Source organism: Sphingobacterium sp. IITKGP-BTPF85 (genome assembly GCF_001006065.1).
GTDB lineage: Bacteria > Bacteroidota > Bacteroidia > Sphingobacteriales > Sphingobacteriaceae > Sphingobacterium > Sphingobacterium anhuiense.
In genome coordinates, this window is sequence record NZ_ASZT02000039.1 from 1 (window position 1) to 25,803 (window position 25,803).

Genomic DNA, 25,803 nt, shown 5'->3' on the forward strand with positions numbered 1-25,803 from the left:
AACTTTTGGTAATTTATTGTTACTAGGTCAGAAATAATCCTTAATAAGGACTAAATTAATGTATGAAACGATAAAACAAGAAGATATTTACAATACGTTTTATCCCATTTACGATTTGATCAGGTTCACTTGTTTACACTTCAATATTTTAAAGTACCTTTCATACCCTCATTGCACTCCAATTCCAATAATCGTTTTGAAGGAGTATGTCTTTTGATCGTAACCAACTATCGTCAGGTTGATTAAGCTGCTTGTAAACAAAATCTGATATATTCAGATTAATAAAAAAATGTAATTTAGTCAACCGAAATAGAAAACTAAATGTATAACAACAGAATCCAACTGCAAATCATCTTTTTTTTCAGTATATTTATTTGCAATTTTTCCCATGCGCAAACACATTTATATAACGAAATGTCTATTGATAGCACCATGTTTACAGAGACTAGAAATATACTAAGCGCATTACCCGTAGATATATTTCAAAAAAAGTATTTACAAATGAAAGTACTAAAATCCCCTATCGATTCCTTTTTCCGAAGAACTTTACTACAACTAAAAAATATCCGCTTGTAATTACATTTCATAATTCTTCAAGACAAGGCAATGATAACAGAAATCAATTGGAACATTTAGCACGAACTTGGGTAAGGGATGATATATTTGACAAATTTAATTGCTTTGTGTTAGCACCTCAATTTGAACAGCGATCATCTACTATTCGCAGAATGCGGAAGGGATGCTGACAGCTAGTCCATCAAAAGATGCTATTCAAATTTTGATACTGATTAAAAAACTAGAAAAGGAACATCCCAATATTGACTTGAATCGAATTTATCTAATTGGCTACTCTATGGGCGCATCAACAGCTCAAAATTTGATCAACCTAGCCCCTGAAAAATTTGCAGCAATAGTTTCTATAGCCGCTGTTCCTGACTTATCAAACCTTGATAAACTAAAGCATAAGGATATTTGGCTAATTCATGGAGAAAAAGACACAAGTAATCCATACAGCGGAAGCGAAATATTATACAAAAAATTAGATGGTAATGCCAAGCTTGTCTTCACAACATTTAAAAATCTCGATCATAACAACATTGTAATCCCTTATTTACTAACAGATGAACTTCAGAAATGGCTATTTAGTAAACAGCTATAGATTTAAGGAAATTGATTCGATTTCATTGCACTGTGCATAGCTCCTGTCATTGTTCTGTTGAATACCTTCTGTTTTTAAATCCTTAATAAAAAATTATTGTCTATAGCTGTTTGGAAGATCGTAAAATGATCTTTTTTATCAATTTTGATATATATTCAGTTCAAAAAAGAATTTAGAACCTTTTCCTAATTCACTTTCTGCCCAGATCTTGCCTCCATGGCGCTCAATAATTTCCATGCTTAGATATAACCCAATACCGAATCCAGAAACAGTCGTATTGCCCACTCGGTAATATCTCTCAAAAAGCCTTGATAAATCTTCTTGTTTTATGCCGATGCCCTGGTCAGATACCATAACCCGTGCCCTTGTACCAATTTGCTCAACAGTTACCCAAATATCACTAGCTGCTGGTGAATACTTGACTGCATTTCCGATCAGATTGTTAAATACCTGTGCTATTTTCTGTCGGTCGGCATAAACTGGAATTTCTTCGTCACTCAATTTGGCTGTGATTTTATTATTCGGAAATAGAATGCGATATTCATCACAGGTTTCCTTAAATAATCCACGAAGATCAAATGTAGATTTTTCGATGTGCATCTTTCCAGATTCCAGACGTGATACGTTTAAGAAACCATTTGTCAAGGAAGTCATCAGCCGAACTTGTTTTAGTGAACGTTCAAGCGCATGCTCCGCGAATGCTAAACCATCATCCTGCTTTAACTTCAACTGTAAGATCTGGAGATAACCGTTTAAGGATGTAAGCGGGGTTTTTAATTCATGGGAAACCATACCAATAAAATCATTTTTACGTTGCTCTTCTTCTTTGATTGACTGAATATCTGTTGTAGAACCGACCCACATGATTAACTCTCCCTGCGCATCAAGCACAGGAGAAGCAACGTTAATATGCCAGATATACTGGCCATCTTTATTCTTAAACCGCATCTCTGAAATAAAGGGAACTCCGGTTTTGGATGCTTGTAAGAGCCCTTTTTGAAAATTCTCTATTTCATCCGGGTGTATCATCTGAAAATAACCAAAATCACGGAGGTCTTCGAAACTAAGTCCTGAAAAATCAAGCCATCCCTGATTGAAAAAAGTTACTTCTCCGTTTGGAAGTGCATTGGATATTTTAACAGGAACAAGATCAGATAACTTGCGAAAATGCTGTTCGCTGATCTCTAATGATTTTCGTGAATTTACCTGCTCGGTTACATCAACTGCTACAATTACAATATCAGAAACGTTATCATGCTGATCAAAAATAGGCTGGTAGACGACATTAAAAAATAATTGTTTTAATTTCCCTCCATGTTCAAGCAATGCTGGTATTTCATTGGCATAGAATGGTTCTTTTGTTGCAAATACATCATCCAATATTTCAAGAAAAGGCTGACCATCAAGTTCAGGTAATGCCGACGCCAATGGGAGGCCCACAATTTCTCTGGTCTTACCCCAGACTTCAAGTATTTTATCATTAGCGGTCTCCACAATCAGTGTTTTACCCTGAAGGACACCAATTGCCACGGGCGCCTCTTGAATGAGAAACTTAAATCTGGATTCACTTTGGGCAAGCAGTTCATTTGTTGCTGTAAGCTCGTTTGCATATTGCTCCAATAGCTTTCTTGCGTGAACGCGGTCCGTAATTTCGAAAGACATCACCAGTACACCATTTCTATTTCCATCTAGATCTGATAAGGGTTGATAGGTATAATCTACATAGGTTTCTCTGATCGATCCATCAGCGTTTGTAAAAATAACCGGACTTTCCTTCACATCGATCACCTGCCCTGTTTCCATGACCTGACGAAGCTGACTTGCAAAAGGTTGGTCGGCAAGATCAGGAAGGATTTCAAGAAAGGGTTTACCGATGACTTCTTCTCTTGTTTTCTTCCAATAGGCAAGATTAGAGTCATTAATCATTTCTACAACAAGATCAAATCCCCGGATCACGACTACAGAAGCGGGTAGCATATCCAGTATCTGTGCCATGTTGTTACTTTCCTGCCGCGCTTTTCTTCTGCTGTGAACGAACGCGGTCACTTCGAAAGCAAAATTAAAAACCCCGTCCACTTGTGCGTTAGAATCAAACCGGGGAACATAACTAAAATCGAAATAACGGTCTATTGTCGGTCCATCTTCTTCTTTTGAAATAGCGACTAAGCGATCACGAAAAGAAACAGGAAGGCCTGTTTTAAAAACATCGGTTAAAGCTTGTGCAATATCGGTATCAACTATTTCGGGAAGAGATTCAAAAAACGGGCGGCCAACAAGTGAGCGGCCTAGCAACATGGCCTGATAATTGGGATTTACAAATTCTATTAATAGATTCTCGCCAGTCATGACACTAATCCCAACAGGTGCCTGAAGGAAATAATCGTGCAGACGGTCACGATCTATTTTCATTGCATTATTAAAAGCGGTATCTTTTTCACGTTCCATTACCTCTTTCGTATTTTCCTGAACCCAGATCGCTACCTTATGCACTTTACCGTCAAGATCTACCATCGGTGCATAAACAAATGTTACATAAATAAGCTCCTGCTTACCGTTGCGCATAAGAATCATTGGTACTTGATCGGCATGATAGGCTTTATTATTGGAAACGACATGACATAAAATATCCTCATATTGCTCCCTCACTTCTGAAAAGGTTTCCCAGTAAGATTTACCGATTAAATCCTCTTCCCTTCTACCTGCGATCTGCAGAAACTTCTCATTGGCTAATTCGGCGATAAAACCGTCCGAATTGAGAATACAAATTCCAGATGGTGCAGTGTCCACTAGGGCTTTTAGTAGATGGTTATGATTAAAATTCATTCATTACAAAATAAAATACGAAAGTAGCTGATGGTCGCGCAGGTAGATGTGTCAAAAATTTGCTATTATGCTATAGTAAAAGTTCAAAAGCTAACGCTTATTAAGCAAATAATATAAACGGTCAATGTCAAAAAAACTGCTATGCTATGTTCTGCTGGTCAAAAATATCATGAATATATTTATTGTAGAACTATAAATAAAAAATTAGTGAAATATACGTATTTATACCTTTACCGCACGTTTTAATTCGTATTATAGCAGTACGAGCAGGGTGACGCTTAAAATGATTTCATTTTTATTTCTTAAATTTACTCTCTGTTTCTGATTGAAATAATATTCTGAAAGAATAAGCTTGTAAAAAAATCTAATTCCTCCTCGATATTACATCAAAATAACAATAATATATTATTGAACGTTTTTAATAGCTCTTATGGAATTTTTAGATTGTGAAGATGAGAAAATTACACTATGTGGTCTGATCCAAGATCTCGGTTTTCTATTTGTATTCAATAACAATAAAAGATGCATAGCTGCTAGTGAAAATGTTTCTTTACTAACTAATACTCCTTTAGAAAAATATTTAGATCTAAATATTGATATCATTCTAGCTGCACTCACGGGCAATGACAAATTAGACTTTGAAACAATAGAAGATAGTTTCAATACCTCCATTTTTTACAGATTTACAGAAAAAATAATCATCAATAATGAAAATTATGATTTAAGTATTTATCGCTATAATGATCATAACTATGTGGAAGCGGAGATTTGCAATAAAAATCAGTTAAAACCTAATCGATTGTATTATTATGCTAAATATTTAGAAGAAAATAAAACAGACATTTGGAAATCGCTTACGAATATCATACGCCAGATTATTAATTATGACCGGGTAATGGTCTATCAATTTTTGGAAGACAGCAGTGGGAAGGTTATTGCAGAATCAAAATCGGAAAACATACATTCACTGTTAGGCTATCGCTATCCTGAATTTGATATACCCAAGCAGGCCCGCGAATTGTACACCATCTTTCTTGCCAGACATACAGCAGATATAGATGGAGCTACACATAAAATCATCAGTAATGATCGAGCAGATATCGATTTAACAAAAACGAGCATTAGAGCGCTCTCTCCGATCCATCTCCAATATTTAAGAAATTCTAAAGTTAGCGCTAGTGCAAGCTTCTCTATTATAAAAGATGGCAAATTATGGGGACTGGTTACCTGTCAGAATAATACACCGCTACATGTGGATCTTGCACAGAGACATCTTTGTACTTTTTTGACCCAATTTGCTACGAATCATCATATTTCTAATTTATTAAAAAAAGATATAGAATTGCAGAATACAATGCATATTCTAGAGAAAGATCTAAAAGGTGATCTTTTAATAAACAGAGATACACATGATGTTCTTGAAAGGTTTGGCGAGAAGATCATGCACATCATGAATGCTGATGGACTGTATTTAAAATATGCTAAAAATGAAAAATCTTTCGGCATAATTCCCGACAGAAATCAGTTGCAGGAAATCCATAATTTCATAAAAAATGACATTGGAATAATTTCCAGCAATCAATATAAATTCAGCAGTGGTATAAACCAACTTCCTGGCGTGATGGCTGCAGAGATATTACCACAATCAGATTGGAAAATATACCTGTTCCGCAAAGAGCGCTTAATAGAAGAGATATGGGCTGGAAAACCTGAAAAGCATCTTCAGTACGATGCAACAAAAAAATAAGCTTTCCTTCTCCAAGAACTTCTTTTGATGCATGGAAACAAATAACGGGCAATACATCTTCACCATGGCTTAAGATCGAGATATCATTCCTAGAGCGTATTGTTTTCCTTATTCAACAAGCAATTGCCAAAAGGAATGCCGAAATAGAACAACTTAACAAAGATCTTGTCCGTTCTAATAATGCGCTCGATACTTTCAGCTATACACTGACACACGACCTTAAAAATCCGTTGTCATCCATCAAACTGGGAGCACAGATGTTATTGATGAAAAATGATATTCCAAGGGAGCTTTTACTGAAACTGGCGAACAATATATTAGATGCATCAGCGCTTATTACCGAAATGATCGATAAGGTTCATGAATTATCTAAATCGAATTCGGTTGCATTAAACCTTGAAATCTTGGATCCAAAAGCAATATCCTTTCCATTACTGAGATTGCGAAAAATCAATACGGTGTTGATGGTCTGGATTTTAAAATGGGGGAAATTATTCCTATACGAGGCGAGCGAACTCTGATCTATCAACTTTTTTTAAATATTATCGGAAATGCGGTTAAGTACAGCAGCAAGCAAGAAAACCCAAAAGTTGAAGTATACAGTACACAATCTGGAACGATGGTAACCTACTTTATTGTAGATAACGGTATTGGAATGGATCTTCAGAAAGAAAATAATATTTTTGATATCTTTCAAAGACTTTCAAACTCCTCAGGATATGATGGTTCTGGAATCGGACTTTCTATTGTAAAAAGAATTATTGATCGATTAGGAGCGGATATTCGAGTTGAAAGTGCTGTAGGAAAAGGAACAACATTTGAGATTATATTTGAGAATGCTGAATAATGTATTCTTCTGTCTTGATCTTTAAGGAACACGATCAGAAATCGTAGTTCCTTATTTTCTATCCTCTTTAATGCTATACAAATTCTCCACTTCTGTGATCAGCTTTTGAATAATTTCAGCTGTAGATTTCCCACTATACCCATTATTAGATTGACCTGTCCAAATACTAACAAACTGGCTATTATTGTTCGCTTTTGCGACTCTTCTCAGTTCGCCGGTTAACTTATTCTGATAAGGATAAGGCAATATATGTCCTTCATCTACTAGATTTGTAAAAACATTTTTGATACCTCGTGCATAACGTCCCGAAAAACTTTTAGTAAGCGCAATAGCTGTTTCATCGACATCCCTTAAACGCTGTTTTTCAAATTGTTCTAACGCACTTTCTGAAGATCCCAAGAGGAGGCTTCCGAGTTGAAAACCTTGTGCTCCCAGGAGTTGCGTAGCCAGTAAGGTCTTGGCATTGTAAATACCGCCTGCATAAATAATCGGTATATTGACGCTATCATAAACTTGAGGTAACAAAGATAAACCTCCTATGGCAGGTATGTCATCGCTACTAAAACTACCCCGATGTCCGCCAGCCTCAAGTCCCTGCACACAAACAATATCAACTCCAGATTTTTCTAAAATAACCGCTTCGCTAACAGATGTACAGGTTCCCAGAAGCAGGGTGCCATTATTTTTTAACTTATAAATACTTGGTTCGTCAAGATTACCAAAAGTGAAACTTACAAACCTACATTTTTCCGCAATAAGAGCATCAATTTGGTCATGATAGCTATTGATCTGTATTTCTTCAATGCTGGGCAGATGAACATCGAGATGGTGCTCACGTGCAATATTTTCAATAAAATCTTTGGTTTCAGTATATTTTTCTCTTAACGCATCCGTCAGTCAGGTATATCATTTACAAAAATATTCACCGCAAAGTTATTTTTTGTCAACTGCTTTGTTGCGCGAATATGTTCAATACATTTTTCAGCAGGCAGGTCGCCCAAGGCAAGAGTACCTAAGCAATCTGCATTAGTCGCCGCAGCTACCATTGCTGGAGTTGTAACACCAAACATTGGTGCTTGTATAATGGGATACTCAACGTCTAATAGTTTGGTTATATTATTTTTCCAGTTCATGATATGGGGTGTTAAATTCCAGCTTTACATCTTATTTAAGAGGTTCATAAACAAATATAAAGCATAATTTTACATCTTTTTAGTCGTTTTTTTTGCTATGTTTTGCATCATACCCTTAAAAATGAAAGCATGGAAAGGTAAAACAGAATACCAGTACAATCTGCCGGATATACCAATGGCCGGAAAGTTGCTGTTTGGGTAAACGTATCATCTTGATCAATCTTAAATTCTAACCAGGCCTCTCCTGGCAATTTCATTTCGGCATATAACAGTAGTCTACGTTCTTTTTTATCTGCAAGAATTACTCTCCAAAAATCAATGACACTGCCTGTAGACAACGTATCTGAATTTGTTCTTCCTCTTTGTAAACCAACCCCGCCAACCAGTTTATCCAAAAAATCCACGAATACCCCATAACCAATCTGCATAATACCATCCTGTTTTACCTCCTATTGACCAAATATTACGCAAGGCAAGATCCACATCATCCACTTTCATTGATCTGACATCTTTAAAACACCCGTCTTGCGGAACTTCAATAAGTTTAACAAAGCTGTTGGGATACCTTTCTATATTCAGTGCATCTCGCCAGCTCGATATGACTTGATTTTGTTCGATCTTACCAAAGGCCAGTTCAATAGCCTGTTCATAACGCATAGGTTTTACATTAATTTTTTCCTGTAGATCATTGGGTTTTGCTATTACATCTACCCGCATACTCTCAACTAAACTACTTGCTAATGGAAACGAAGTAGAGGTAACAAAATATAGCCAATAAGAAGATAACTTGGGTGTCATGACAGGAACGGTAATAATCCAGCGCTTAAGTTTTCGCACTTGTGCGAAACGGAGCAGCATGTCCTTATAAGTCATTACATCAGGCCCACCGATATCATAGGTTCTATTAAAGGTAAATTCCTTCATAAGCACTCCTTCTAAAAATGAGATGACATCACGAATGCCAATTGGCTGGCACCTTGTTTTTAACCATTTCGGAGCAATCATAACCGGTAGCTTCTCGACCAAGTCTCTTATGATCTCGAAACTCGCACTACCCGACCCTACGATAATTCCAGCTCTTAAAGTAGTTAAAGCATAATGGTGCGATTGTAAACGTTCTTCAACATTTAAACGTGATTGCAGGTGTTTTGAAAGCTCTTTGCTATTAACAATACCACTTAAAAAAATAACTTGTTTAATATTTGTTTGTTCGATACTTGCTTTAAAATTAGCAGCTACAGTAAGTTCGGCCTCTGTAAAATCGTTTTCTGAGGATGACATCGAATGCATCAGATAGTAAGCGACATCAATATCCTGCGGAATTTGATCCAAAAAATCATTCTTCAAAAACTCGACCTCTATCAGTTCAAAATCAAAACCTTCATATTTGCTCCTATCAAATCGATTCACATCACGAACACAGCATACAACTTGATGTTTTTTGTCAAGCAAGACTGGAAGTAAGCGTTGAGCAATATAACCCGTGGCTCCTGTCAATAGTATTTTCATCTGTAAAGATTTTCATTAAGAAACATATAATCCACCACTTCGTAACAGAATTATCTTCAAGCGTCCTGTGATCGTTCAAGAGTCAGCCCGTTAAATACAACATCAATAAGTATTATCCATGCCCCATGTACATGATAGATCTTGTACTGGACATCTAAAACATGGAGTAATGTAAGTTCACATTTCCATTCCGCCAAGTAAAGATAATAACAATTTGTATCGGTAAAAGTAAGTCTTCCGCTTTTTAATTTATGTATTTTTCAATTTTACCTTAAATAAAAACTGATAACTTTTGAAAAAAATAATTTGATTATAGTTTATTTATATTTATATTTGAGATAGTATCGGGCATTGTAGTGGTTATTTAGTCCCAGTAAGTATCTTACGTGATCATTCACCACATCACTTGCCGATTTTTGTTATTCATAAAAAGTGCGCAGTACTCTGTAGAGCTTGATTCCAATCAACCTTTACTAATACATACATCCTTTTCTTGCTAGCAGATCGATCGACTTCCGCAAGTTATCAAGTTATATCTTATGACATGAACGGTGGCACAGAATTAAATAATTTTTAATAAAAACTATAATATAATGCAAGAAGGAACAGTAAAATTCTTTAACGTTACCAAAGGTTTCGGTTTTATTACACCATCAAATGGTGGTCAAGATGTATTTGTACATTCAACAGGTTTACTAGATGACATCCGTGAAAACGAGCGTGTTACTTATGAAGTAGAAAACGGTCAAAAAGGTGTTAACGCATTCAATGTACGCGTAGCAAGATAAAAGAATTGGGGAATTATATTGTAATTCTCTCTATTTTTGATGTAGTGATTAGCAATTATGCTAATTAACTACATTTTTTACAATAACCACTCCCACCCACAAATAGTATGGCGCATATCTCATATGCTTATCCTGCGAAACCTCTACAAACTCATAAAAAACTGTATTCAATTGGCCCTCATTCATCTAGCGGCAATACACATTTATGATAGAGACCTGAGCATAAGCAACTTAAAGCCAACAATACTATTCTTTATTTAAAAGATTCTCCATTTCTAAAACCGCTATTTTTCTGTTTTCATGATATCGCTCAACTTCAACATTTACGACTAAGCCATCCACTATAACCGGGCTTCTGATTTCAACAATTTTTGAATCATCATGTAATATCCAAGCTAAAAATTGTCTACCATTATTTAACTCCTTGTAAATATCGGGTTTTCCCATAGCACTAAAAATCTAAAATTCAGCTATAAAGGGGGATTAAACACCCCCTCGGATAACACGCAATAAAATAACGATGATGGCAATAACTAATAGAATATGAATAATCCCACCAGTAAAAAATCCTCCAAAAAAACTGATCGCCCAAATAATTATCAAAATTACGGCGATTGTGTATAATATATTTCCCATAGTAAAGTAATATTAGATTTAAAATAAAGAAGCCGGTAGTATATACCGGCCTGTTCTTGATCAATTTATTTTGCTGCTCCGAGATTAGCTTCGCTCATTGCAATTTCAGTCAATAATACATCTGTATCCTTTTCCTCCGCTAATGTAGCCGCTAACAGATCTTCTGCTTCACTGTGTTCCATCAATTTTGCATAAGTAACAAGACAACCGTAGGTTGCAATCTCGTAATGCTCCACCTTTTGTGCAGCGGCGATCAAAGCAGCATCCAGTACTTCAGGGCTATCCTGGAATTCTTCCAAAATTTCATCAGCCTCGTTTAATAGGCCTTCCATCGCTTTACATTTTTTACCACGAGCGGTCATATCCAGACTCGAGAATACCGCTTTTAATCTTTCAATCTGCCCTTCTGTTTGTTTATAGTGCGTTTTAAATGCTTCTTTTAAACTATCACTATGAGCTCCGTCTGCTAACTTTTTTAAACCTTTAAGCAGTTGCTTTTCCGCACCCAGAATATCTTTCAACTCATCTACAAATAATTCATGTAAGTGCGCATTTGGCATTTCGCCATCTTTGTTTTTTTTAGCCATGATCTTAAGTTTTAATTTAAACTACACTAATAACTTATGGGACAGATAATAGTTCATTACGAAATATAGAACGCGTATAAAAAAGAAGATATTAGGTAAAAATCTCGTTATAAAAAATTTAATACTTCGTCTTCAAATGACTTTTGAAAGCGAAGTATTATTAAGAATAATAATATATAAGAAAAATTGATAAGAAAAAAGCAAACCACTTCTTGTCCTATTTGTTTTATAGATGACAATTATAAAATAATACATATATGGAAGAGGAAAAAATGAATTTGGAAGGTCGACTTATCAACTATCAGGAGTATTATGAGGCTCTAGAACAACCTAAAACTTTTAGCTTTGATTATAGTCCGCAACGATTAATTATCAAAAATTACACATTACGAAATAAGGATAAATCTCTTTACGCTAAATTCCTCAATACTTTTTTCCTGATAAGGAAGAGGAAGAGCTCTTAAATTTTGATAAGGAGTTATTATATCTCAAAAGATTCGGAAAGGATGAATTGGCGAGATGGCTGATCGATTATAATGTACGCCTATTGCAATCGGATATTAATTCGACAGATAAAGATGCCATTTTTAAGGTTGTAGCAATCCCTGCTGAAGATGATGTAGATAACTACTTAGCAAAGGATAACCTGATACTCCATCATATATTACCGCTTGATGTATTAGAATTCCCATATCCGGTGTGGATAAACATTAAATTGCCACATACAGGATCATAAGCAACTTCATGTTGGAAAAGTCTTTTTATTATTCTAGTAAACTTAAAAATTATAGCGATGTTGTATATTTTAAACGAAGACACTTACGACCTTACTCCTACATTTAGTGAAAATCTGCTGATAGATGGAGCTAATGTGGTGAAAACAACTTTTATTAATTCTAAAAATGAAAAATATTTTATGATTTCTTCCGCTGATGTAGCAGATGCATTTTTTGATGACAACAACGTTGAACTTGATATTTCAGATGCCATCAAAAGAATACAGGAATAAGTTGTTGCCTTTACTGAGCTGAATAGCCCGACACACAAAAGGTTACGAAATAATCTAAAACACAAAAATAGAGCCGATTACAACAATTGCAATCGGCTTTTACATTTAGACCTGCTTTGGTTTTGAAAATACACTCTGTAAGATAACAGATAACATGACAAAAGCACAACCTAAATAAAACGAAGCATTGACCTCTTTACCCTCATTAAAAAATATAAAAGCTAAGATTATGGAATAAATAGGTTCTAAATTGAAGCTTAAATTAACCGTAAAGGCAGGTATTACCCGTAAAACTTCCGCAAACAGGACATACAACGTGACGGTACAAAAAGCGGCTAGCAATAATAGGTAGAGTAGATCTGTTGTAGAAGGAAGCAACGTTGTCACTGGAAAAAAATACAGATAAAATGGTAATAGTATTCCCAAACCGATTGTCCCTCCTACCATTTGATAGTAATTGATGACGATGCTATCATGCTTTTTACCAACCGCTCATTAAATACAGTATACAATGCTGCAAATGCGGCTGATATAACTCCAAGCCATATCCCAAGCTGATAAGATGAATCAAAATGAAATATTAAACTGATGCCTAATAAAGTTAGGCAACTTAATAAAAGCTGTGGGACTGAAAAAGGTTTTTTGTTGATCAGAGGTTCGAAAATTGCTGTAAATAAACTTGTCAAACAGTAACAGACCACTCCGATTGATATGTTTGCATATTTTATACTGGCATAGAAAAATATCCAATGGATGGTAATCAACATGCCTACAGAACTTATAGTAAGTTTTTCGGGCATGGACTGCTTGATATCTTTTTTAAAGAACTTTAAAACAAAGAACAATATAATTGCTGATAAAAGCACTCGGTACCACACTAATAAACCCTCGTTTAAGGATATTAGTTTACCGAAAACTCCCGTAAAACCAGCTAATATAACAGCAATGTGTAAGCGTAAATATGATTTTTTCATGAAATGAGCGTATTTCTTTTTATAGTTAATATCTAAATTTTTGACATAATGATGCACACGGCTTATCAGCCGAAAGTATGTCAATCTATTTTACTAGGACATTATGCTATTGGAGGAGGAAGGCTACTTTTTCTATTCATGATTGATTCAAAAATAACTATTTTTTATTAAACATAAGCACGATATTGTATTTCTCTGCTTGCTAATATCCCTGAATAAAAGTATTTTGCTGTTATATGAAAATACATGTATTAAAAGATGGTGACTTCTGCGTCGACAAAAACAAGGTATTTACTCCTTTGGAAGAATTAGCAAGCGCGACAGGCCTTAAAATGGCTGTCCAGCCTTTTCTTATTGAGGTTGAGGATCATGTTGTTTTGCTGGATGCAGGGCTAGGGAGATATCATAAAGGATCTCCCGTAATACTTAATAACCTACTAGCCCTCGGTTTCAATCCCTCATGTATTACAACTATTTTATTGTCACATCTCCATAAAGACCATATTGCTGGCTTAGTCAATACACAAGGAAATGAATGGTTTCTGAATTTTCCTGATGCAAAGATTTATATGCAGAAAAGAGAATATCTTTTTGCTAAAAGTAAGACCAATAATCCCTCTTTTGATTTTGAAATTTTGGATTTTATTACCGAAAATGCCACCATTGTTTGGATGGACGAAGATAAAGGTATTATATGCTCAGAAATTTCTTTTGAAGTGACAGGCGGCCATACACCCTTTCATCAGGTGTTTTTAATTCGCGACAAAGAAAGCATTGCTTTCTACGGTGCTGATAACCTCCCAACAGCAGGCTATTTAAAATATCCAATTGCATTTAAGAGCGATTTCGATGGTAAGAAAGCTATGGAGCAACGTACTGAATGGGAAAAACTTGCAAAAGCGCAGCATTGGAAAGTGCTTCTGTATCACGACATGAAAAGTGCTATCTTACAGTTCTAAAATTTAAGCTGACGATTTAATCTTGCTATTTAAATTTCATTTCCAAAGCCGCGAAAGTTTTTGATGCCATGAATCAAGCAACTTGTAGCAATAACTGCTGCAGTACCCATGCTAACAAGGAAGATAGCTGTTCCGTTATCTCTATTGGCAACCGCTACAGCTATTAATGCCCATACTCCTACTAAAGCATATTCGCGCATATTACGCTTCCAGGTCATAAAAACATTAACAATACCCGCTACAATTACCATGATCATTGTCCAGTATACCGGTGAAATATTCCATCCATTCCAATCGATTTTAACGAGATAAGCGGCTATGTTTGCGATTAATGCAACCGATATCCACCCTGCATATAGCGAGAATGGCCACCAAACGAATGCGACAAGACGAAATGGAGGATTAGTCAGTGCTACGTTAACATTCACAACAATCTTCAATAACGTTAGCAGTAACAAAATCATCAATACTACAGAAATTCCGATATAATCTGTCAACCAAGCAATAACCCATATGCTATTTAACAGGCATGAAACCGTAAACCATGCTCCTACCCGATCTATAATTTGGCTCTCTTTCTTTGCTTTCAATATGAAAAATGAATACGTAACAAAACCGATCAAAAGCAAATAAATCAGTCCCCAGATAGAGAAAGCAAACGACGCGGGAGTAAAAAAGTTATGATAGTCATCGGAAACAATTTTCATTGTTCTGCCATTTATGAAACCGGTATTTGATAAGTAATTAATAACGATCGTAGTTAATAAAGCCACAAGATTAGTAATCGCAAGGGTAATATTTTTCATAGTATGTTGATTATAATTCAATAACAATCAAACAACGTAGTCGTTTGCCATTCATATGTTAAAATTTACACCTCATGGGATCAAAGCTTCTTTTGCCAATTTATTTCACCTTCATCGAACTTTTATGATCCTAAAAAGGTTCTAAAGTGATAAAAGAAATATAATTAAGATGGGATCAAATGAATTTGTATTCAAATTTCCGATGAATTCGAGACTTTGCCTAGTGCAGAAAGATAGCGTAAGCAATTCCAGTCAGTTGTATAATTTTCACTGAGAAGCATGAATTTTATTTTAAGTAAAACATAACTCTACATGTTGCTCTACCTGGTAAATCTTTTTGAAAACCATCATATTTCTATAGCAAGATAGTTTCGCAAAAAAATAGGGTCACAGCCTGTTCAAAGCTGAAACCCTTTTATATACCAAATTAATAGCACGGTGATGAACCGAATATCAAAATTAATATCTATTACTTCTTATTTTCAACAATGCGTCCTAAAACCCGTATTTAATTTCAACATACGGTACAAATACGAAAGCGAACATAAAGAAAATGGATATTCACGCACTTTATAAAAATAAAAATTATGATCCTAGAAAATATAATCGGAATCACTGCCGGAATTTTAACATCAATATCCATGTTGCCTCAGCTTTTAAAAGTGATAAAGGAAAAAACCGTTGAAGACCTTTCTTTGCCCATGATCATTATCCTGATAACGGGCTTATCCTTATGGGTGTGGTATGGAATAATAAAGAATGAATTACCGATTATTATTTCAAACGCTTTTGCTGTCCTAGTCAATTTGTTTTTACTGAGTTATTACCTGAGATTTAAGGACAAATAAGTATAGCAACTAGGATCTTCTCTCCTTATTACCTATTTACTTTTTTACTAATCTCTAAAACTCGAACCTTTTGCTTTATCAGTTGTTGTATAAGAAATGCATCAAAACCAATACGAAACAAAAACCATGACTAGCAACCAAAAGACAGCAACCGAATAAGGGTAATCTTAATTGCTATCCATAACAGTTTACTATTCTGGGTGGAAGTATGATGTTGGTAAGATAAAATTTCAAAAAAAATCACTTATAATAAAAAAAGATGAATGTAAAACGAATTTTCGGAACGATACTGACGCTATTAGGTGTTGTAGGAATGATTTATACGGGCTATGAATTGGTTAATAAGAGTACGGCCTATACGACGCTCATCGTAGTCGGAATTATTGGTCTAATCTTTTTCTTCTCTGGAATAGGCTTGGTTAAAAACACCAAGGACGAAGCGTAATGCAATTCCACAAACTTCCTTAATTGCTAATTTATATGACTATTAGTACAAAATTGTGCAGTTATTCTTTATCTTTAAATACAAAAAGAGACGTACAGCATGAATAAGATTGATATATCTGATAATTTAGCAATTCTGGAAAAGGAAAATAATGAACTTAGAAATCGCGTTGCTGAACTCTCCGACTTTATTGAAAATGGTTCTGTCCCATTACATTGGGTGGATGAGAGCGGGATTATTATTTGGGCAAACCAAGCAGAATTAGATCTATTGGGTTATGACAAAGAAGAATATATTGGCCATCCGATCAGTGATTTCCATAAGGATGCAGCAGTAATCGAAGAAATTCTTAACCGCCTTACCGCCAAAGAAACCATACGGGATTTTCCTGCAAGATTGAAATGTAAAAATGGTTCTATTAAGTATGTTGTAATCAGTTCAAATGTACTTTTCAAAGATGGAAAGTTTATACATTCGCGCTGTTTTACAAAAGATGTAACGCCGCTGGTTGAAGAAGAAAAAAGGAAAAACAAGCTCATGACTTTACTGGAAGAGAGTGAAGAACGACTTAGACTGGCCATTGAGGCCACTGATCTAGCACTTGGGACTGGGATTTTGAAGAAAACAAACTCTATATCTCTAAACAAGCCGAAAAAATTCTTGGACTACACCTCAATGACCTTAACTACCACCACATTTTAGAGCTCCTTCACCCAGAGGATCAAAATAGCGTTAACCTTATAATACAAAAGCTAAAAGAAAGCAGTTCCAATTCACACTTTGATTTTGTATGCCGGGTATTAAAGAGCGATAAAAATAGTACCATATGGATACGCGTTCAAGGAGCTACCTATATGGATAATACAAATAAGATGCATAGAATTATTGGTTCGGTACTTGATATTACTGAACTTAAAAATTCGGAAACTAAAAATGCTGAACTGGCGGCAATTGTTAATTCTTCCAATGACGCCATTGTCAGTAAAACTTTAGAAGGCATCGTAACAAGCTGGAACGCTGCAGCAGAAGAATTATTTGGGTTTAAAGCTGGTGAAATAATCGGTCAGCCTATTTTGAAGTTAATTCCTGAAAACCGCAAAAGTGAAGAGGATCATATCCTTGCGAAATTACGAGCTGGTCAATCATTAAAACACTTTGAGACTATTCGTATCTCCAAAACGGGACAGCTGCTGGACGTGTCTCTAACCATATCACCCATTAGGATATTACTGGTCAAATAATAGGAGTTTCAAAAATTGCTAGGGATATTTCTGAAAAAAAACAGGAAGAAAGGAGGAAAAATGATTTTATCTCCATGGTGAGCCATGAACTGAAAACTCCGCTTACCTCCATTTTATTATTTACTCAGATCATGCAGAAAAATTACCAGGACAATAAAAATGATCTGGGTAAACAGATGAGTAACAAAATTGAAACCCAGTCTAAAAAAATGATTGCCATGATACGGGATTTCCTCAGCCTCGCCAGGATTGAAGAAGATCAATTGCAAATAAATAAAGAGTCCATAACACTTCTATCTTTATTTGAGGAAGTGCGAGAGGAAGCGCAATTGATGATATCTAAGCATAAAATTAAGTTTGCATGCGCAGAACCAATTACAATCTTTGCAGATCATGATAAAATAGCACAGGTCTTTACCAATTTGATCTCAAATGCAATAAAATATTCACCTGCCGGTGGCACCATCACGATTGGTTGTGAGAAAAAAGACGGGAAAGTCAAATTGTTTGTTAGTGACGAAGGTATCGGAATTGCTAAAGAAGATCAAGAAAAGTTATTTAACCGTTTCTACAGAGTTGATAATGATGAAATTGCACACATATCAGGGTTCGGCATAGGGCTTTACATTGTTTCTGAGATCCTGCGTTATCATGATTCAGCAATTGAAGTAGAAAGCGAGAAAGGATCTGGAACGACCTTCTACTTTTCACTTGATGAGATCGGTGATCCAATCCCTAGCTAGGAATAAACATAAATAGAAACGTCCAATTAGTCATTAAATTATCCTGGGATCTATCCAGAAAATATCACGTAATAACACGAGTTCTTGGGGGTTAATTAGATTATAGATCATTTCCTCTGTATCATCTAAAATTCCCCAATGATGGTCATGCTCTTTCACAGCAAATACTTTCAGAATAGCATCTTCGTCACATATCCAAATATCTGATTCCATAACGGTTACATCATGCTTTTTAAACCATTTTTCAGCTTGATTTGCATCCAGACACATTAGCGTTCCGGTCAGTTCTTCTATATCCCGCCTTTCATAAGTCACATGCTCCTGATAGTACATCGCTAGGTATTTAAAATAAATGTCGTGGTCCCCCGTACGTAAGGCATGATTCCGGATCAGTAGCCGTTGTGGATCGAATGAAAAATCGTAAATTTCTGGATTGGCTGTGAAATGATAACGAAGATCATATAGTCTACATTTCTGCTGCAAACGTTGCGAATGATCATCTTCTACAAATACTTCTCCACCAAATTTATTATCATCTATGTGTTTTAAAACCTGATCTATTACGAGAATGGTCGGCTTTTTTAGATAAGTATTACTTCCATTAAAATTCATTTGTAGAAGATATTCGTGCACATTGTGAACCCGGAGAGGTTGCCATGTCGAGTTAGATAAATCAAGAGAATTATAGGACGTCAATAAGTTATATCCTCTGCACTTGAGATCTAGAAGTAAGGGTCGGGATAAGGAAGTGAATCGCATAACATGTAGGATTAGGTAAATAAAAAATTTTACTTCATAGTAGTTTGTTGTTATTATAGAACAAATCTGTAATTCAAGTTGTTTGCTTTTTTATTCGGTTTTTGAAGAAAATTTATAATTTCTTTTTATCTGGAATATAAGAATCAACTTTATAAGCGCTTATGTGTTATACAATTACAGTTCACAAAAGATTTTAGTGAGTCACCGATTTTATGGAACTCATTGCTTTGATATTGTTTATTTAACTACTAGAAAGGAGAATTTATGCCCTGGTACAACAATGATTATCCACCGTCCTATAAAAACCAGCCCGTTGAAATTCGTGATAAAGCTGTAGAAATTGCGAATGCGCTATTAAAAGAAGGCGCCAGTGAAGGAACGGCTATTGCAATAGGACTAAAGCTTGCGCGAGAACATTTTGCAAAAAAGGAGGCTGATAATAATATCGCAAAACTTATGGATGATCACGATACGTGATCATCTACCAGCTTCACTCTAATTTATATCAATAATTTGAAATTTACCTAAATGGTTCATTAATATGATAATAATCACAATACGATGCATTCTTAATGGCAGATTGTTACATAAAGATCGTGTCGCTATTGTAAATTCCATTAATCAGGACTGCAGTAATGAAATTTTTCTTACCCTTGTCTTCTGATTTAAAAAATGAATATGCTCTTAGTCTGATGCGGGTTAGCATAGCAATAAGCAGATTAATCACTAAGCCTAAAAATGACAGGACCGGAATAAATAAAAGTACAATCAGGTTTTTCATATTTAAAAGTTATAACGGAAATACTATTATAAAACAAAGTGAGATAAAAGTGGTTAATAAAATATTTTAAAACAGGTATAATTTGGTAAGAAATCATTGTATGTACGTGAGACTACAAGTCAAAATACCTGATTGATAAAATCATAACTTTCTGTCCAGAATAGTAAGAAAATACCTGTTTTTTCAAATACTACGCATTCGAAGCGTCTTCTTAAACATTGTTCGTTTCAAGCCGTTCTTACTTTGGGAAATCTCAGCTAAGAAGAGAGTAATGTAAACTTTAAAATGTAAAACAATGGCAAAAGATCACGGAAAACAGATTAAAGACGATGCTCAATATGAAGCATTACGCAAGAAAGGAATGAGTAAGGAAAAATCCGCACGAATTGCAAATTCTCCGGATGCCAGCAAGAAAGGCGGAGAAGCTACTGACTTGGATTCGAGGACAAAATCGGATCTACTTGCAGAAGCAAAAAAATTGGCATAGCCGGTAGGCATTCAATGAAAAAAGATGAACTGATAAAGGCTATTAGGAACCATTAAATTTATTTCAATTAATCAAAATAATTTCTTCCGCATATTACATGTGGCGGCGGAATTGAATATTAACAAAACATTTCCTTCACAAATTTGGAGCACATGAAAACATTAACACCTTCATCTCACCCATCTGTCGCTCTAAATCTACGTTACGTTACAGATACGGAACCTGGTTATTGCCGCACATACACAAAAGGCAAATTCACTTATCTATCCAAGAACAAGCCTATCAAAAATAAAAATACTTTAAAGCGGATAGCGTCTCTTGTGATTCCACCAGCATGGGAAAATGTCTGGATATGCAAATTTAAAAATGGTCATATACAGGCAACAGGTATTGATAAGCGTGGTAGGAAGCAATATATTTATCATCTGGACTGGTCAACCATACGCAATGTCAAAAAATTTGATCGTTTACTAGGCTTTGCAAATAAGATGAAATTACTCCGCACGCAATTGCGGAAAGATCTACGGAAAAAGAAATTATCCAAAGAAAAAGTCTGTGCGATTGCAATCTCTACCATGAATGCAACTTACATACGTGCAGGTAACAAATCCTATGAACATAACTACGGCTCATATGGGCTCACCACATTGAAAAACAGACATGTCAAAATTGACAAAAATGAAATCTTTTTTAAATTTAAAGGAAAAAAAGGCGTACTTCAGCAGGTTTATATCAAGGAAGCAAAAATAGCTAAAATGCTTAAAAACGTCAAAGAAATCCCAGGTCAGGAGCTTTTTCAATATTACGATCATGATGGTGCTATTCAACGGCTTGATTCAGGAGATCTGAACCGCTATTTAAAACAAGCGATGCAAGAAGATTATACCTGTAAAGATTTTCGTACATGGGCAGGTTGCACGCTTGCCTTTATGATGATGGCTAATGAGCCTTATGGCGAACTTATTTCTGAACGTAAAAAAGTACTGGTCACCATCCTTGATCATGTCGCTAAACAACTCGGCAATACCAGATCAGTTACAAGGAACTATTATATTCATCCGGAATTGCAGAAACAGTATGTAGAGGGTGATTTAAAAAATGAATTATTAAAACTTAAACGGAAAATGGTGCAAAATACAGATGGTGCGACCGAAAAAGCGCTGCTGAAATTTATCAGATCACGTTGTGAAAAATAACCTATTACATTTGATCATCGTGCAAACTATGAAAAAAGGGGCAATTGCCCCTTTTCCCTGTTAACCTCAATATTGAAATGATTTTTTATACTAAACGCTTGATATAATTAAATCGTATCGGAAATGGTATCTCGTAACAATTTAATCTGGTCGTGCGCAACCAATTGTTTACTTAATTGATTTTCAATTAAGCTGACCACATGGATGGATAAAGCCTCCCGATCTTCTTCAAGTGTCTTCCTATAGGTAGCTTTAAAAGCATCTTCTCCTTTTTCACAGCTTTCCAATAGACTTTTACGATCATTTCCCGAAATATTAACTTTTATATTCATCCAAAGTCTAAAAAGTTTACCGCTCAACATCGTACTGTCTGTAGGTTGTTCACCTTCAAGTGTGACATATGGAGTAAGCTCGGTAATAAACTGTTCTGACTGCAGGATATATTTGGCAAATATACCACCTAGATCATCGATCCGCATACTATGTGCTAGATCTAATGCTTCTCTATATCCAGCTATCCTATCGTTGTTAATTTTTATCAGATCATTGATAATTGCCGGATCATTTGCTCTGTTTTCCATAGCTCTATTTTTTGAAATATAAATTTAAAACTCTTGATTTATCTAGAAAACAACCTCAAGGCAGAAATAGTTTAAATCATAATCATTTCGGGTATTTAGAACATTTGAATCGTATTTATAACCCCTAGGGGAAGTACTGAAGCATGCATGATGGCTTTAAAAGAATAGATTAATTTCGTTTTGTGTTGATTGCTTTACTCCATTCTGTATGTCTACATCGTGGACATTGTGATTCTCTATTATGCAATTGTTCGATAAAACCACAATACATGCAGGCGTGAAAGTCATATAACTGAAATGATTCAACTTTTTTATAATCATCTGGAAATAAAGGCAGACCATACTTCACCTCATCTTCTGGGTAAAATAAAATACTCATCGAACCATCAATTTCTAATAAGGCCATTCTCACTTGACCTAAGTGTTCAACCGACTGATTACGTAGTTCGGAAAAGAATTCCATTTTTGAAAAGTCACCATCATGTTCATGTTTTAAATCAAACATTCCATCCCTTACAACTACCATCGCTTCGCCTTCTAAAATCTTATTGATAAACACCGATTTTGATGATAACCAAGTTATAAACTTATAGATAATGATAACCGAAAATAATACAACAAAGGCATAAATAACGGGTAATTCTTCTTGAAACATGGGATCACCAGCCGCCGATCCGAGACTCAGAATAATCGCCACCTCGAAAAGCGTTAATTGCCTTACACCTTTTTTTCCTGAAAGCCTAAGAATCACCAATATCAGGATAAACATGATGACTGACCGTCCCACAATTTCTAAAAGGAAATCCCATTCCGCGCCTTCCCAAATTATCTTTTTCATTTCAAACATACGTCCTCTGCACTAAGGTTTTACCTGCTCACGAGGAAATGTATCTGGCTCTGGCATATCATTCAATTGATCATTTTGAGGATCAACGCCGGCTTCCCCGTCACCTTCCTGCTTTTTATTTCTCTTATCTACAACTGAGGTAATTGTTTTCTTTTTCTTCGGTTGCTTGTCCTTATCAACAATACCGACTTTTGCATTTTCATTTTTAGTAGCCATAATCGTATTCATTTAGTTTATTGTAATGATATAACGTGGTGCTATGTCAAAAGTTTGTATTTCAATTACCGTAACAAATACCTGAAATTGACGACAGTATACCTGATCAATGCTTCAAAAATATACTTTAAACGTGCATCACGTATCCTTCTACTTATCCTAAAGTATTCTTAAACAAACTTTTAGTCTTTCAGAATTGTTCTTTTGGTGATGACATCATAAATACGTTATAGCTTTAAATCAAATCACTATGGATGAGACTTATGCATATGTACATGAATTGCTGAATCGCCAGATGGCACTTCGAGCAAAATTGAAGATAGCCCCATTGCAGGTGATATTCAATTTGAGTATGGACATGATTATTATCAGGAAGAAACGAGGTGCATGGGATTGCGCATGATCAGAGATGGATTGGATAAAGAAGGCGAAAAATTAATCTTAGATTTTACAACTGAACACTACCCTGGCAATGAAGAAAACGAAAAGAAATGGATTGGTAAGATGATGCGGTACCTTAACGCAATTACTCCAACACTTATTGACAATTTACTTGCAGAGGGTTATACTGCTTTACAGAGTAATGTAGAACTTCCAAATGAGAATGCCATCTTCTATCCTATCTACGATTTAAATACGGACACAAAACGCCTCTTATTTATGGATAGTAATATTTTAATCGATCTGAAGCAGGCAGATGCATATGAAAATTTGCAGGGTTGGGTCTATTATACTTCTACATAATGGAGAATTTACAAAATCAGATAGTTCCTCAACCCAAGTAAATCTATTGATTCACATGAACATAAGTTCATTTTTAATTGTTATTCTATTAAAAAGATGAAGAATATTATTCCAACCCAGAAAGAAGGCAATAAACTTGACTGTTTTGAAACAGTTGAGTTTACAAGCACTGAAATTGCCAGCGAGGCTTTTATTATAGCATCCTACAACCTATTGGCGGTCAATGAATGGCACAAAATTGCAGAACTTCCTGCGGCGGTATTTAAGCTTGTTGACAACAATGGTCTCGAATTGCATCGTCCACTTCAGTTACACGATTACATCAAAATTGATATTCCAGGACCTGGATTACCCCGAACAAAAGGTTATGACTGGGTTAACGTTGTGCATATGGAATCTAAGGAAATGGCCGAATTTAAAATCCTATCAGTCAGTCTAAAGCCATGTCCAGATCCTACTGATCCTGAAAATAAAGAAACAGCACATTTTTTTGAGGGAATAGCGACTTCGACTTTGATTGTTGAGCAAAGAAATAACAGTTTATTGTTTCAGTATGCTGGACGAAATGAGGTTTTAAATACCGAAAATACGCATATCATCGATAATGTCCGAAACTTTATGGTAGGACTTGGTGCGGTTTTGGGGGCATCTTATCCGCAATGGAAGGCCCTTATTAAAGGTTTTGCTAATGATGTTAAAGAAGTGTAATTTACAAATCAGGTGCTTTGATTTACAAATATTCAAAATACTTCTGCTTCTTTCCTTTTTAAGGATCAAACGTTAATCTTTAGGGATCAAACGTTAATCAGGCATATTAAAGACTGAATAATCATTAACATAAACCCTCGTTATGAATAAAGATGCTGTGATCTTCATTTCTAAAAATCACAGCATCAGTTTTTTTATGATACTGCGGTACTTTTCTTACTATAGTTTTCAATTACAGGTAGGATATCCAACAGATCACTAATAACCTGATCCGGATTGGCAGTAGCCAATTGTACAGCGGTATGTGCTCCTGTGGTGATACCTATGCTCAATCCACAGCCTGCATTTTGTCCTTCTTGAATGTCAATCGTTGAATCGCCAATTTTTGCAACTGTTGAAGCATCGGTAATACCCATCTTCGCCATTGCTAATTGAATCATATCTGGTTCTGGTCGATTATGTTCAACATCCGAAGCAGTAATGAGAAGATCAATGTCTTTACCTACTTCCCAATTCAGTTTTTTCAATAATGATTCTGCTGTCAATCGATCATATCCAGTATTAAGTACTCTTAAAATACCCATATCTTTTAACTTTATGAAAAGTGCTGCCGCATTAGTACATGGATAAATGGTTTCCACTTCATAAGCACTTTTAAGCTGAACAAGAAACAATTGAAAAATCTCTGTTGCCAATTGATCATTTTCTAAATCTAAACTATTTTTCAAGATAGTTTTTATAGCTTCCAACTTTTCTTTACCTGCACCATGCTCTAAAACTTCTTCTAAACTAAGATCAAAACCACCAACGCTATTGATTGCATTTCTAAGTGCTTTATAAACGATGTTATCTTCATTAACAGTTGTTCCCGCCATATCAAATACGACCATCTTAATTTTACTTTCCATATCTTTCTATTGTGTTATTATGCTATTATTTATTTTAATCAATCTATATAGGCTGTATGAGGCCTTTATGCCTATTTCGGCTACATTTAAAACTCAATCATAATTAATTTCCACCTTTGTCCTCAAAGCATGTCCGTATTCCTTATTCTCAGTATTTACAGGCGCTATCCTGTCAAGAGGATGTAAAACAAACCTTTTAGAAAAGGTTCTAATCTAAAAACAAGTCGATTATAGCCTTTAATTTCCTTACATACAGTTATGTATGAACTTACATGAGCCCTGTTACACAACAATCTTCCTTAAAATACGATCTCACGTTTCT

The 25,803-nt window shown here is 35.3% G+C and carries 35 protein-coding genes and 2 pseudogenes; 20 read left to right on the forward strand and 17 right to left on the reverse strand.

Going from position 1 to position 25,803, the window contains the following annotated elements; translation table 11 throughout:
* The first annotated feature begins 739 nt into the window (after window positions 1–739).
* Window positions 740–1,159: a prolyl oligopeptidase family serine peptidase gene (locus L950_RS29890; RefSeq protein WP_021188366.1), complete on the forward strand. Its 420-nt coding sequence runs from the start codon at window positions 740–742 to the stop codon at window positions 1,157–1,159.
* A gap of 138 nt (window positions 1,160–1,297) precedes the next feature.
* Here the strand turns inward: L950_RS29890 and L950_RS26310 are convergent, their stop codons facing one another.
* Window positions 1,298–3,982 (reverse strand): PAS domain-containing protein, encoded by a 2,685-nt coding sequence (locus tag L950_RS26310; protein WP_021188367.1) that lies wholly within the window; start codon window positions 3,980–3,982, stop codon window positions 1,298–1,300.
* 430 nt (window positions 3,983–4,412) lie between these two features.
* Here L950_RS26310 and L950_RS35255 point away from each other — a divergent pair, with 430 nt between their 5' ends.
* The 3 genes from L950_RS35255 to L950_RS32685 all read left to right on the forward strand — a co-directional run bounded on the left by L950_RS35255 (window position 4,413) and on the right by L950_RS32685 (window position 6,576).
* Window positions 4,413–5,729, forward strand: a complete 1,317-nt coding sequence (locus L950_RS35255; protein ID WP_021188368.1) for a GAF domain-containing protein — start codon at window positions 4,413–4,415, stop codon at window positions 5,727–5,729.
* A gap of 230 nt (window positions 5,730–5,959) precedes the next feature.
* On the forward strand, window positions 5,960–6,250 hold the full coding sequence (locus tag L950_RS32680) for a hypothetical protein (RefSeq protein ID WP_021188369.1): 291 nt from the start codon (window positions 5,960–5,962) through the stop codon (window positions 6,248–6,250).
* On the forward strand, window positions 6,211–6,576 hold the full coding sequence (locus L950_RS32685) for a sensor histidine kinase (RefSeq protein WP_021188370.1): 366 nt from the start codon (window positions 6,211–6,213) through the stop codon (window positions 6,574–6,576). Before L950_RS32680 ends, L950_RS32685 begins: the two co-directional genes overlap by 40 nt.
* A 51-nt stretch (window positions 6,577–6,627) precedes the next feature.
* On the opposite strand, the gene L950_RS09955 is transcribed toward L950_RS32685, so the two are convergent.
* The 5 genes and pseudogenes from L950_RS09955 to L950_RS09960 form a co-directional block, all read right to left on the reverse strand.
* Window positions 6,628–7,473 carry a nitronate monooxygenase gene (locus tag L950_RS09955; RefSeq protein WP_316930595.1) on the reverse strand — a complete coding sequence of 282 codons (846 nt, stop codon included), beginning with the start codon at window positions 7,471–7,473 and terminating at the stop codon, window positions 6,628–6,630.
* Window positions 7,470–7,709 (reverse strand): nitronate monooxygenase, encoded by a 240-nt coding sequence (locus tag L950_RS35260; protein ID WP_262507038.1) that lies wholly within the window; start codon window positions 7,707–7,709, stop codon window positions 7,470–7,472. The genes L950_RS09955 and L950_RS35260 overlap by 4 nt, the downstream gene beginning before the upstream one ends.
* A gap of 69 nt (window positions 7,710–7,778) precedes the next feature.
* Window positions 7,779–7,868, reverse strand: coding sequence for a DUF2867 domain-containing protein (locus tag L950_RS37220; protein WP_231577042.1), 90 nt, complete (start codon window positions 7,866–7,868; stop codon window positions 7,779–7,781).
* A 20-nt stretch (window positions 7,869–7,888) separates the two neighbouring features.
* A pseudogene (locus L950_RS32695) lies at window positions 7,889–8,137 on the reverse strand (DUF2867 domain-containing protein); the annotation flags it as partial.
* Window positions 8,097–9,218 carry an NAD(P)H-binding protein gene (locus L950_RS09960; protein ID WP_021188371.1) on the reverse strand — a complete coding sequence of 374 codons (1,122 nt, stop codon included), beginning with the start codon at window positions 9,216–9,218 and terminating at the stop codon, window positions 8,097–8,099. The pseudogene L950_RS32695 and the gene L950_RS09960, both read right to left, overlap by 41 nt.
* A gap of 593 nt (window positions 9,219–9,811) precedes the next feature.
* Between L950_RS09960 and L950_RS09965 the strand changes: the two genes are divergently transcribed.
* Window positions 9,812–10,006 (forward strand): cold-shock protein, encoded by a 195-nt coding sequence (locus tag L950_RS09965; protein WP_021188372.1) that lies wholly within the window; start codon window positions 9,812–9,814, stop codon window positions 10,004–10,006.
* Window positions 10,007–10,252: 246 nt separating this feature from the next.
* Here L950_RS09965 and L950_RS09970 read toward each other — a convergent pair whose 3' ends face one another.
* The 3 genes from L950_RS09970 to L950_RS09975 form a co-directional block, all read right to left on the reverse strand.
* Window positions 10,253–10,453, reverse strand: coding sequence for a hypothetical protein (locus tag L950_RS09970; protein ID WP_021188374.1), 201 nt, complete (start codon window positions 10,451–10,453; stop codon window positions 10,253–10,255).
* A 36-nt stretch (window positions 10,454–10,489) separates the two neighbouring features.
* Window positions 10,490–10,642 carry a lmo0937 family membrane protein gene (locus tag L950_RS28545; RefSeq protein WP_021188375.1) on the reverse strand — a complete coding sequence of 51 codons (153 nt, stop codon included), beginning with the start codon at window positions 10,640–10,642 and terminating at the stop codon, window positions 10,490–10,492.
* A 65-nt stretch (window positions 10,643–10,707) separates the two neighbouring features.
* Entirely contained in the window at window positions 10,708–11,229 is a 522-nt protein-coding gene (locus L950_RS09975; protein WP_021188376.1) for a ferritin-like domain-containing protein, read from the reverse strand.
* 257 nt (window positions 11,230–11,486) lie between these two features.
* Here L950_RS09975 and L950_RS32700 point away from each other — a divergent pair, with 257 nt between their 5' ends.
* From L950_RS32700 to L950_RS09990, 3 genes are read left to right on the forward strand one after another with little or no spacing between them, the layout of a single operon-like run.
* A complete protein-coding gene (locus L950_RS32700) occupies window positions 11,487–11,693 on the forward strand; it encodes a hypothetical protein (RefSeq protein WP_021188377.1) in 207 nt (68 codons plus the stop codon).
* A gap of 47 nt (window positions 11,694–11,740) precedes the next feature.
* Entirely contained in the window at window positions 11,741–11,965 is a 225-nt protein-coding gene (locus tag L950_RS09985) for a hypothetical protein (protein ID WP_021188378.1), read from the forward strand.
* 57 nt (window positions 11,966–12,022) lie between these two features.
* Window positions 12,023–12,238, forward strand: coding sequence for a hypothetical protein (locus L950_RS09990; protein WP_021188379.1), 216 nt, complete (start codon window positions 12,023–12,025; stop codon window positions 12,236–12,238).
* A gap of 105 nt (window positions 12,239–12,343) precedes the next feature.
* Here L950_RS09990 and L950_RS32705 read toward each other — a convergent pair whose 3' ends face one another.
* Complete coding sequence (locus tag L950_RS32705) at window positions 12,344–12,685, reverse strand: EamA family transporter (protein WP_231577044.1); 342 nt, start codon at window positions 12,683–12,685, stop codon at window positions 12,344–12,346.
* Window positions 12,679–13,212 (reverse strand): EamA family transporter, encoded by a 534-nt coding sequence (locus L950_RS32710; protein ID WP_231577046.1) that lies wholly within the window; start codon window positions 13,210–13,212, stop codon window positions 12,679–12,681. Before L950_RS32710 ends, L950_RS32705 begins: the two co-directional genes overlap by 7 nt.
* A 236-nt stretch (window positions 13,213–13,448) precedes the next feature.
* On the opposite strand from L950_RS32710, the gene L950_RS10000 reads away from it, so the two are divergent.
* Window positions 13,449–14,171, forward strand: a complete 723-nt coding sequence (locus L950_RS10000) for an MBL fold metallo-hydrolase (RefSeq protein WP_021188380.1) — start codon at window positions 13,449–13,451, stop codon at window positions 14,169–14,171.
* Window positions 14,172–14,200: 29 nt separating this feature from the next.
* On the opposite strand, the gene L950_RS10005 is transcribed toward L950_RS10000, so the two are convergent.
* Window positions 14,201–14,977 (reverse strand): hypothetical protein, encoded by a 777-nt coding sequence (locus tag L950_RS10005; protein WP_021188381.1) that lies wholly within the window; start codon window positions 14,975–14,977, stop codon window positions 14,201–14,203.
* A gap of 587 nt (window positions 14,978–15,564) precedes the next feature.
* On the opposite strand from L950_RS10005, the gene L950_RS10010 reads away from it, so the two are divergent.
* The 6 genes and pseudogenes from L950_RS10010 to L950_RS10030 all read left to right on the forward strand — a co-directional run bounded on the left by L950_RS10010 (window position 15,565) and on the right by L950_RS10030 (window position 18,254).
* On the forward strand, window positions 15,565–15,825 hold the full coding sequence (locus L950_RS10010) for a SemiSWEET transporter (RefSeq protein WP_021188382.1): 261 nt from the start codon (window positions 15,565–15,567) through the stop codon (window positions 15,823–15,825).
* Between the two features lie 259 nt (window positions 15,826–16,084).
* Window positions 16,085–16,270 (forward strand): hypothetical protein, encoded by a 186-nt coding sequence (locus tag L950_RS10015; RefSeq protein WP_021188383.1) that lies wholly within the window; start codon window positions 16,085–16,087, stop codon window positions 16,268–16,270.
* Window positions 16,271–16,369: 99 nt separating this feature from the next.
* Entirely contained in the window at window positions 16,370–16,972 is a 603-nt protein-coding gene (locus L950_RS10020) for a PAS domain-containing protein (RefSeq protein ID WP_021188384.1), read from the forward strand.
* Window positions 16,927–17,139 (forward strand): annotated as a pseudogene (locus L950_RS37225) (PAS domain-containing protein); the annotation flags it as partial. The gene L950_RS10020 and the pseudogene L950_RS37225, both read left to right, overlap by 46 nt.
* A gap of 3 nt (window positions 17,140–17,142) precedes the next feature.
* The gene (locus L950_RS10025) at window positions 17,143–17,511 is read left to right on the forward strand and encodes a PAS domain-containing protein (protein WP_197086359.1); all 369 of its coding nucleotides are present in this window, start codon (window positions 17,143–17,145) and stop codon (window positions 17,509–17,511) included.
* A gap of 68 nt (window positions 17,512–17,579) precedes the next feature.
* Window positions 17,580–18,254, forward strand: coding sequence for a sensor histidine kinase (locus L950_RS10030; protein WP_262507040.1), 675 nt, complete (start codon window positions 17,580–17,582; stop codon window positions 18,252–18,254).
* A gap of 33 nt (window positions 18,255–18,287) precedes the next feature.
* On the opposite strand, the gene L950_RS10035 is transcribed toward L950_RS10030, so the two are convergent.
* Window positions 18,288–18,866, reverse strand: coding sequence for a hypothetical protein (locus L950_RS10035; protein ID WP_021188387.1), 579 nt, complete (start codon window positions 18,864–18,866; stop codon window positions 18,288–18,290).
* 411 nt (window positions 18,867–19,277) lie between these two features.
* Between L950_RS10035 and L950_RS10040 the strand changes: the two genes are divergently transcribed.
* From L950_RS10040 to L950_RS10055, 3 genes are all read left to right on the forward strand, one after another.
* Window positions 19,278–19,490, forward strand: a complete 213-nt coding sequence (locus L950_RS10040) for a hypothetical protein (protein ID WP_021188388.1) — start codon at window positions 19,278–19,280, stop codon at window positions 19,488–19,490.
* 599 nt (window positions 19,491–20,089) lie between these two features.
* Window positions 20,090–20,281 (forward strand): hypothetical protein, encoded by a 192-nt coding sequence (locus L950_RS10050; RefSeq protein ID WP_021188390.1) that lies wholly within the window; start codon window positions 20,090–20,092, stop codon window positions 20,279–20,281.
* 152 nt (window positions 20,282–20,433) lie between these two features.
* Complete coding sequence (locus tag L950_RS10055) at window positions 20,434–21,477, forward strand: DNA topoisomerase IB (RefSeq protein ID WP_021188391.1); 1,044 nt, start codon at window positions 20,434–20,436, stop codon at window positions 21,475–21,477.
* Window positions 21,478–21,584: 107 nt separating this feature from the next.
* Here the strand turns inward: L950_RS10055 and L950_RS10060 are convergent, their stop codons facing one another.
* From L950_RS10060 to L950_RS10070, 3 genes are all read right to left on the reverse strand, one after another.
* Window positions 21,585–22,058 (reverse strand): ferritin-like domain-containing protein, encoded by a 474-nt coding sequence (locus L950_RS10060; RefSeq protein ID WP_021188392.1) that lies wholly within the window; start codon window positions 22,056–22,058, stop codon window positions 21,585–21,587.
* Between the two features lie 169 nt (window positions 22,059–22,227).
* A complete protein-coding gene (locus tag L950_RS10065) occupies window positions 22,228–22,896 on the reverse strand; it encodes a DUF421 domain-containing protein (protein WP_021188393.1) in 669 nt (222 codons plus the stop codon).
* A gap of 21 nt (window positions 22,897–22,917) precedes the next feature.
* Window positions 22,918–23,121, reverse strand: a complete 204-nt coding sequence (locus L950_RS10070) for a hypothetical protein (RefSeq protein WP_031287256.1) — start codon at window positions 23,119–23,121, stop codon at window positions 22,918–22,920.
* 387 nt (window positions 23,122–23,508) lie between these two features.
* Here L950_RS10070 and L950_RS10075 point away from each other — a divergent pair, with 387 nt between their 5' ends.
* Both L950_RS10075 and L950_RS10080 read left to right on the forward strand, forming a co-directional pair.
* The gene (locus tag L950_RS10075; RefSeq protein WP_231577048.1) at window positions 23,509–23,865 is read left to right on the forward strand and encodes a hypothetical protein; all 357 of its coding nucleotides are present in this window, start codon (window positions 23,509–23,511) and stop codon (window positions 23,863–23,865) included.
* Window positions 23,866–23,961: 96 nt separating this feature from the next.
* Window positions 23,962–24,573 carry a hypothetical protein gene (locus L950_RS10080; RefSeq protein WP_021188397.1) on the forward strand — a complete coding sequence of 204 codons (612 nt, stop codon included), beginning with the start codon at window positions 23,962–23,964 and terminating at the stop codon, window positions 24,571–24,573.
* Window positions 24,574–24,767: 194 nt separating this feature from the next.
* On the opposite strand, the gene L950_RS10085 is transcribed toward L950_RS10080, so the two are convergent.
* Window positions 24,768–25,481: an HAD family hydrolase gene (locus tag L950_RS10085; RefSeq protein WP_021188398.1), complete on the reverse strand. Its 714-nt coding sequence runs from the start codon at window positions 25,479–25,481 to the stop codon at window positions 24,768–24,770.
* Between the last annotated feature and the right edge of the window lie 322 nt (window positions 25,482–25,803).

Excerpts from the sequence above, each read along its gene's own strand:
- L950_RS29890 (WP_021188366.1), top strand. The coding sequence starts at position 740 with ATGCTGACAGCTAGTCCATCAAAAGATGCTATTCAAATTTTGATACTG.
- L950_RS26310 (WP_021188367.1), bottom strand. The coding sequence starts at position 3,982 with ATGAATTTTAATCATAACCATCTACTAAAAGCCCTAGTGGACACTGCA.
- L950_RS35255 (WP_021188368.1), top strand. The coding sequence starts at position 4,413 with ATGGAATTTTTAGATTGTGAAGATGAGAAAATTACACTATGTGGTCTG.
- L950_RS32685 (WP_021188370.1), top strand. The coding sequence starts at position 6,211 with ATGGGGGAAATTATTCCTATACGAGGCGAGCGAACTCTGATCTATCAA.
- L950_RS35260 (WP_262507038.1), bottom strand. The coding sequence starts at position 7,709 with ATGAACTGGAAAAATAATATAACCAAACTATTAGACGTTGAGTATCCC.
- L950_RS09960 (WP_021188371.1), bottom strand. The coding sequence starts at position 9,218 with ATGAAAATACTATTGACAGGAGCCACGGGTTATATTGCTCAACGCTTA.
- L950_RS09965 (WP_021188372.1), top strand. The coding sequence starts at position 9,812 with ATGCAAGAAGGAACAGTAAAATTCTTTAACGTTACCAAAGGTTTCGGT.
- L950_RS09970 (WP_021188374.1), bottom strand. The coding sequence starts at position 10,453 with ATGGGAAAACCCGATATTTACAAGGAGTTAAATAATGGTAGACAATTT.
- L950_RS28545 (WP_021188375.1), bottom strand. The coding sequence starts at position 10,642 with ATGGGAAATATATTATACACAATCGCCGTAATTTTGATAATTATTTGG.
- L950_RS09975 (WP_021188376.1), bottom strand. The coding sequence starts at position 11,229 with ATGGCTAAAAAAAACAAAGATGGCGAAATGCCAAATGCGCACTTACAT.
- L950_RS32700 (WP_021188377.1), top strand. The coding sequence starts at position 11,487 with ATGGAAGAGGAAAAAATGAATTTGGAAGGTCGACTTATCAACTATCAG.
- L950_RS09990 (WP_021188379.1), top strand. The coding sequence starts at position 12,023 with ATGTTGTATATTTTAAACGAAGACACTTACGACCTTACTCCTACATTT.
- L950_RS32705 (WP_231577044.1), bottom strand. The coding sequence starts at position 12,685 with ATGGTAGGAGGGACAATCGGTTTGGGAATACTATTACCATTTTATCTG.
- L950_RS32710 (WP_231577046.1), bottom strand. The coding sequence starts at position 13,212 with ATGAAAAAATCATATTTACGCTTACACATTGCTGTTATATTAGCTGGT.
- L950_RS10000 (WP_021188380.1), top strand. The coding sequence starts at position 13,449 with ATGAAAATACATGTATTAAAAGATGGTGACTTCTGCGTCGACAAAAAC.
- L950_RS10005 (WP_021188381.1), bottom strand. The coding sequence starts at position 14,977 with ATGAAAAATATTACCCTTGCGATTACTAATCTTGTGGCTTTATTAACT.
- L950_RS10010 (WP_021188382.1), top strand. The coding sequence starts at position 15,565 with ATGATCCTAGAAAATATAATCGGAATCACTGCCGGAATTTTAACATCA.
- L950_RS10015 (WP_021188383.1), top strand. The coding sequence starts at position 16,085 with ATGAATGTAAAACGAATTTTCGGAACGATACTGACGCTATTAGGTGTT.
- L950_RS10020 (WP_021188384.1), top strand. The coding sequence starts at position 16,370 with ATGAATAAGATTGATATATCTGATAATTTAGCAATTCTGGAAAAGGAA.
- L950_RS10025 (WP_197086359.1), top strand. The coding sequence starts at position 17,143 with ATGCATAGAATTATTGGTTCGGTACTTGATATTACTGAACTTAAAAAT.
- L950_RS10035 (WP_021188387.1), bottom strand. The coding sequence starts at position 18,866 with ATGAATTTTAATGGAAGTAATACTTATCTAAAAAAGCCGACCATTCTC.
- L950_RS10040 (WP_021188388.1), top strand. The coding sequence starts at position 19,278 with ATGCCCTGGTACAACAATGATTATCCACCGTCCTATAAAAACCAGCCC.
- L950_RS10050 (WP_021188390.1), top strand. The coding sequence starts at position 20,090 with ATGGCAAAAGATCACGGAAAACAGATTAAAGACGATGCTCAATATGAA.
- L950_RS10055 (WP_021188391.1), top strand. The coding sequence starts at position 20,434 with ATGAAAACATTAACACCTTCATCTCACCCATCTGTCGCTCTAAATCTA.
- L950_RS10060 (WP_021188392.1), bottom strand. The coding sequence starts at position 22,058 with ATGGAAAACAGAGCAAATGATCCGGCAATTATCAATGATCTGATAAAA.
- L950_RS10065 (WP_021188393.1), bottom strand. The coding sequence starts at position 22,896 with ATGAAAAAGATAATTTGGGAAGGCGCGGAATGGGATTTCCTTTTAGAA.
- L950_RS10070 (WP_031287256.1), bottom strand. The coding sequence starts at position 23,121 with ATGGCTACTAAAAATGAAAATGCAAAAGTCGGTATTGTTGATAAGGAC.
- L950_RS10075 (WP_231577048.1), top strand. The coding sequence starts at position 23,509 with ATGGGATTGCGCATGATCAGAGATGGATTGGATAAAGAAGGCGAAAAA.
- L950_RS10080 (WP_021188397.1), top strand. The coding sequence starts at position 23,962 with ATGAAGAATATTATTCCAACCCAGAAAGAAGGCAATAAACTTGACTGT.
- L950_RS10085 (WP_021188398.1), bottom strand. The coding sequence starts at position 25,481 with ATGGAAAGTAAAATTAAGATGGTCGTATTTGATATGGCGGGAACAACT.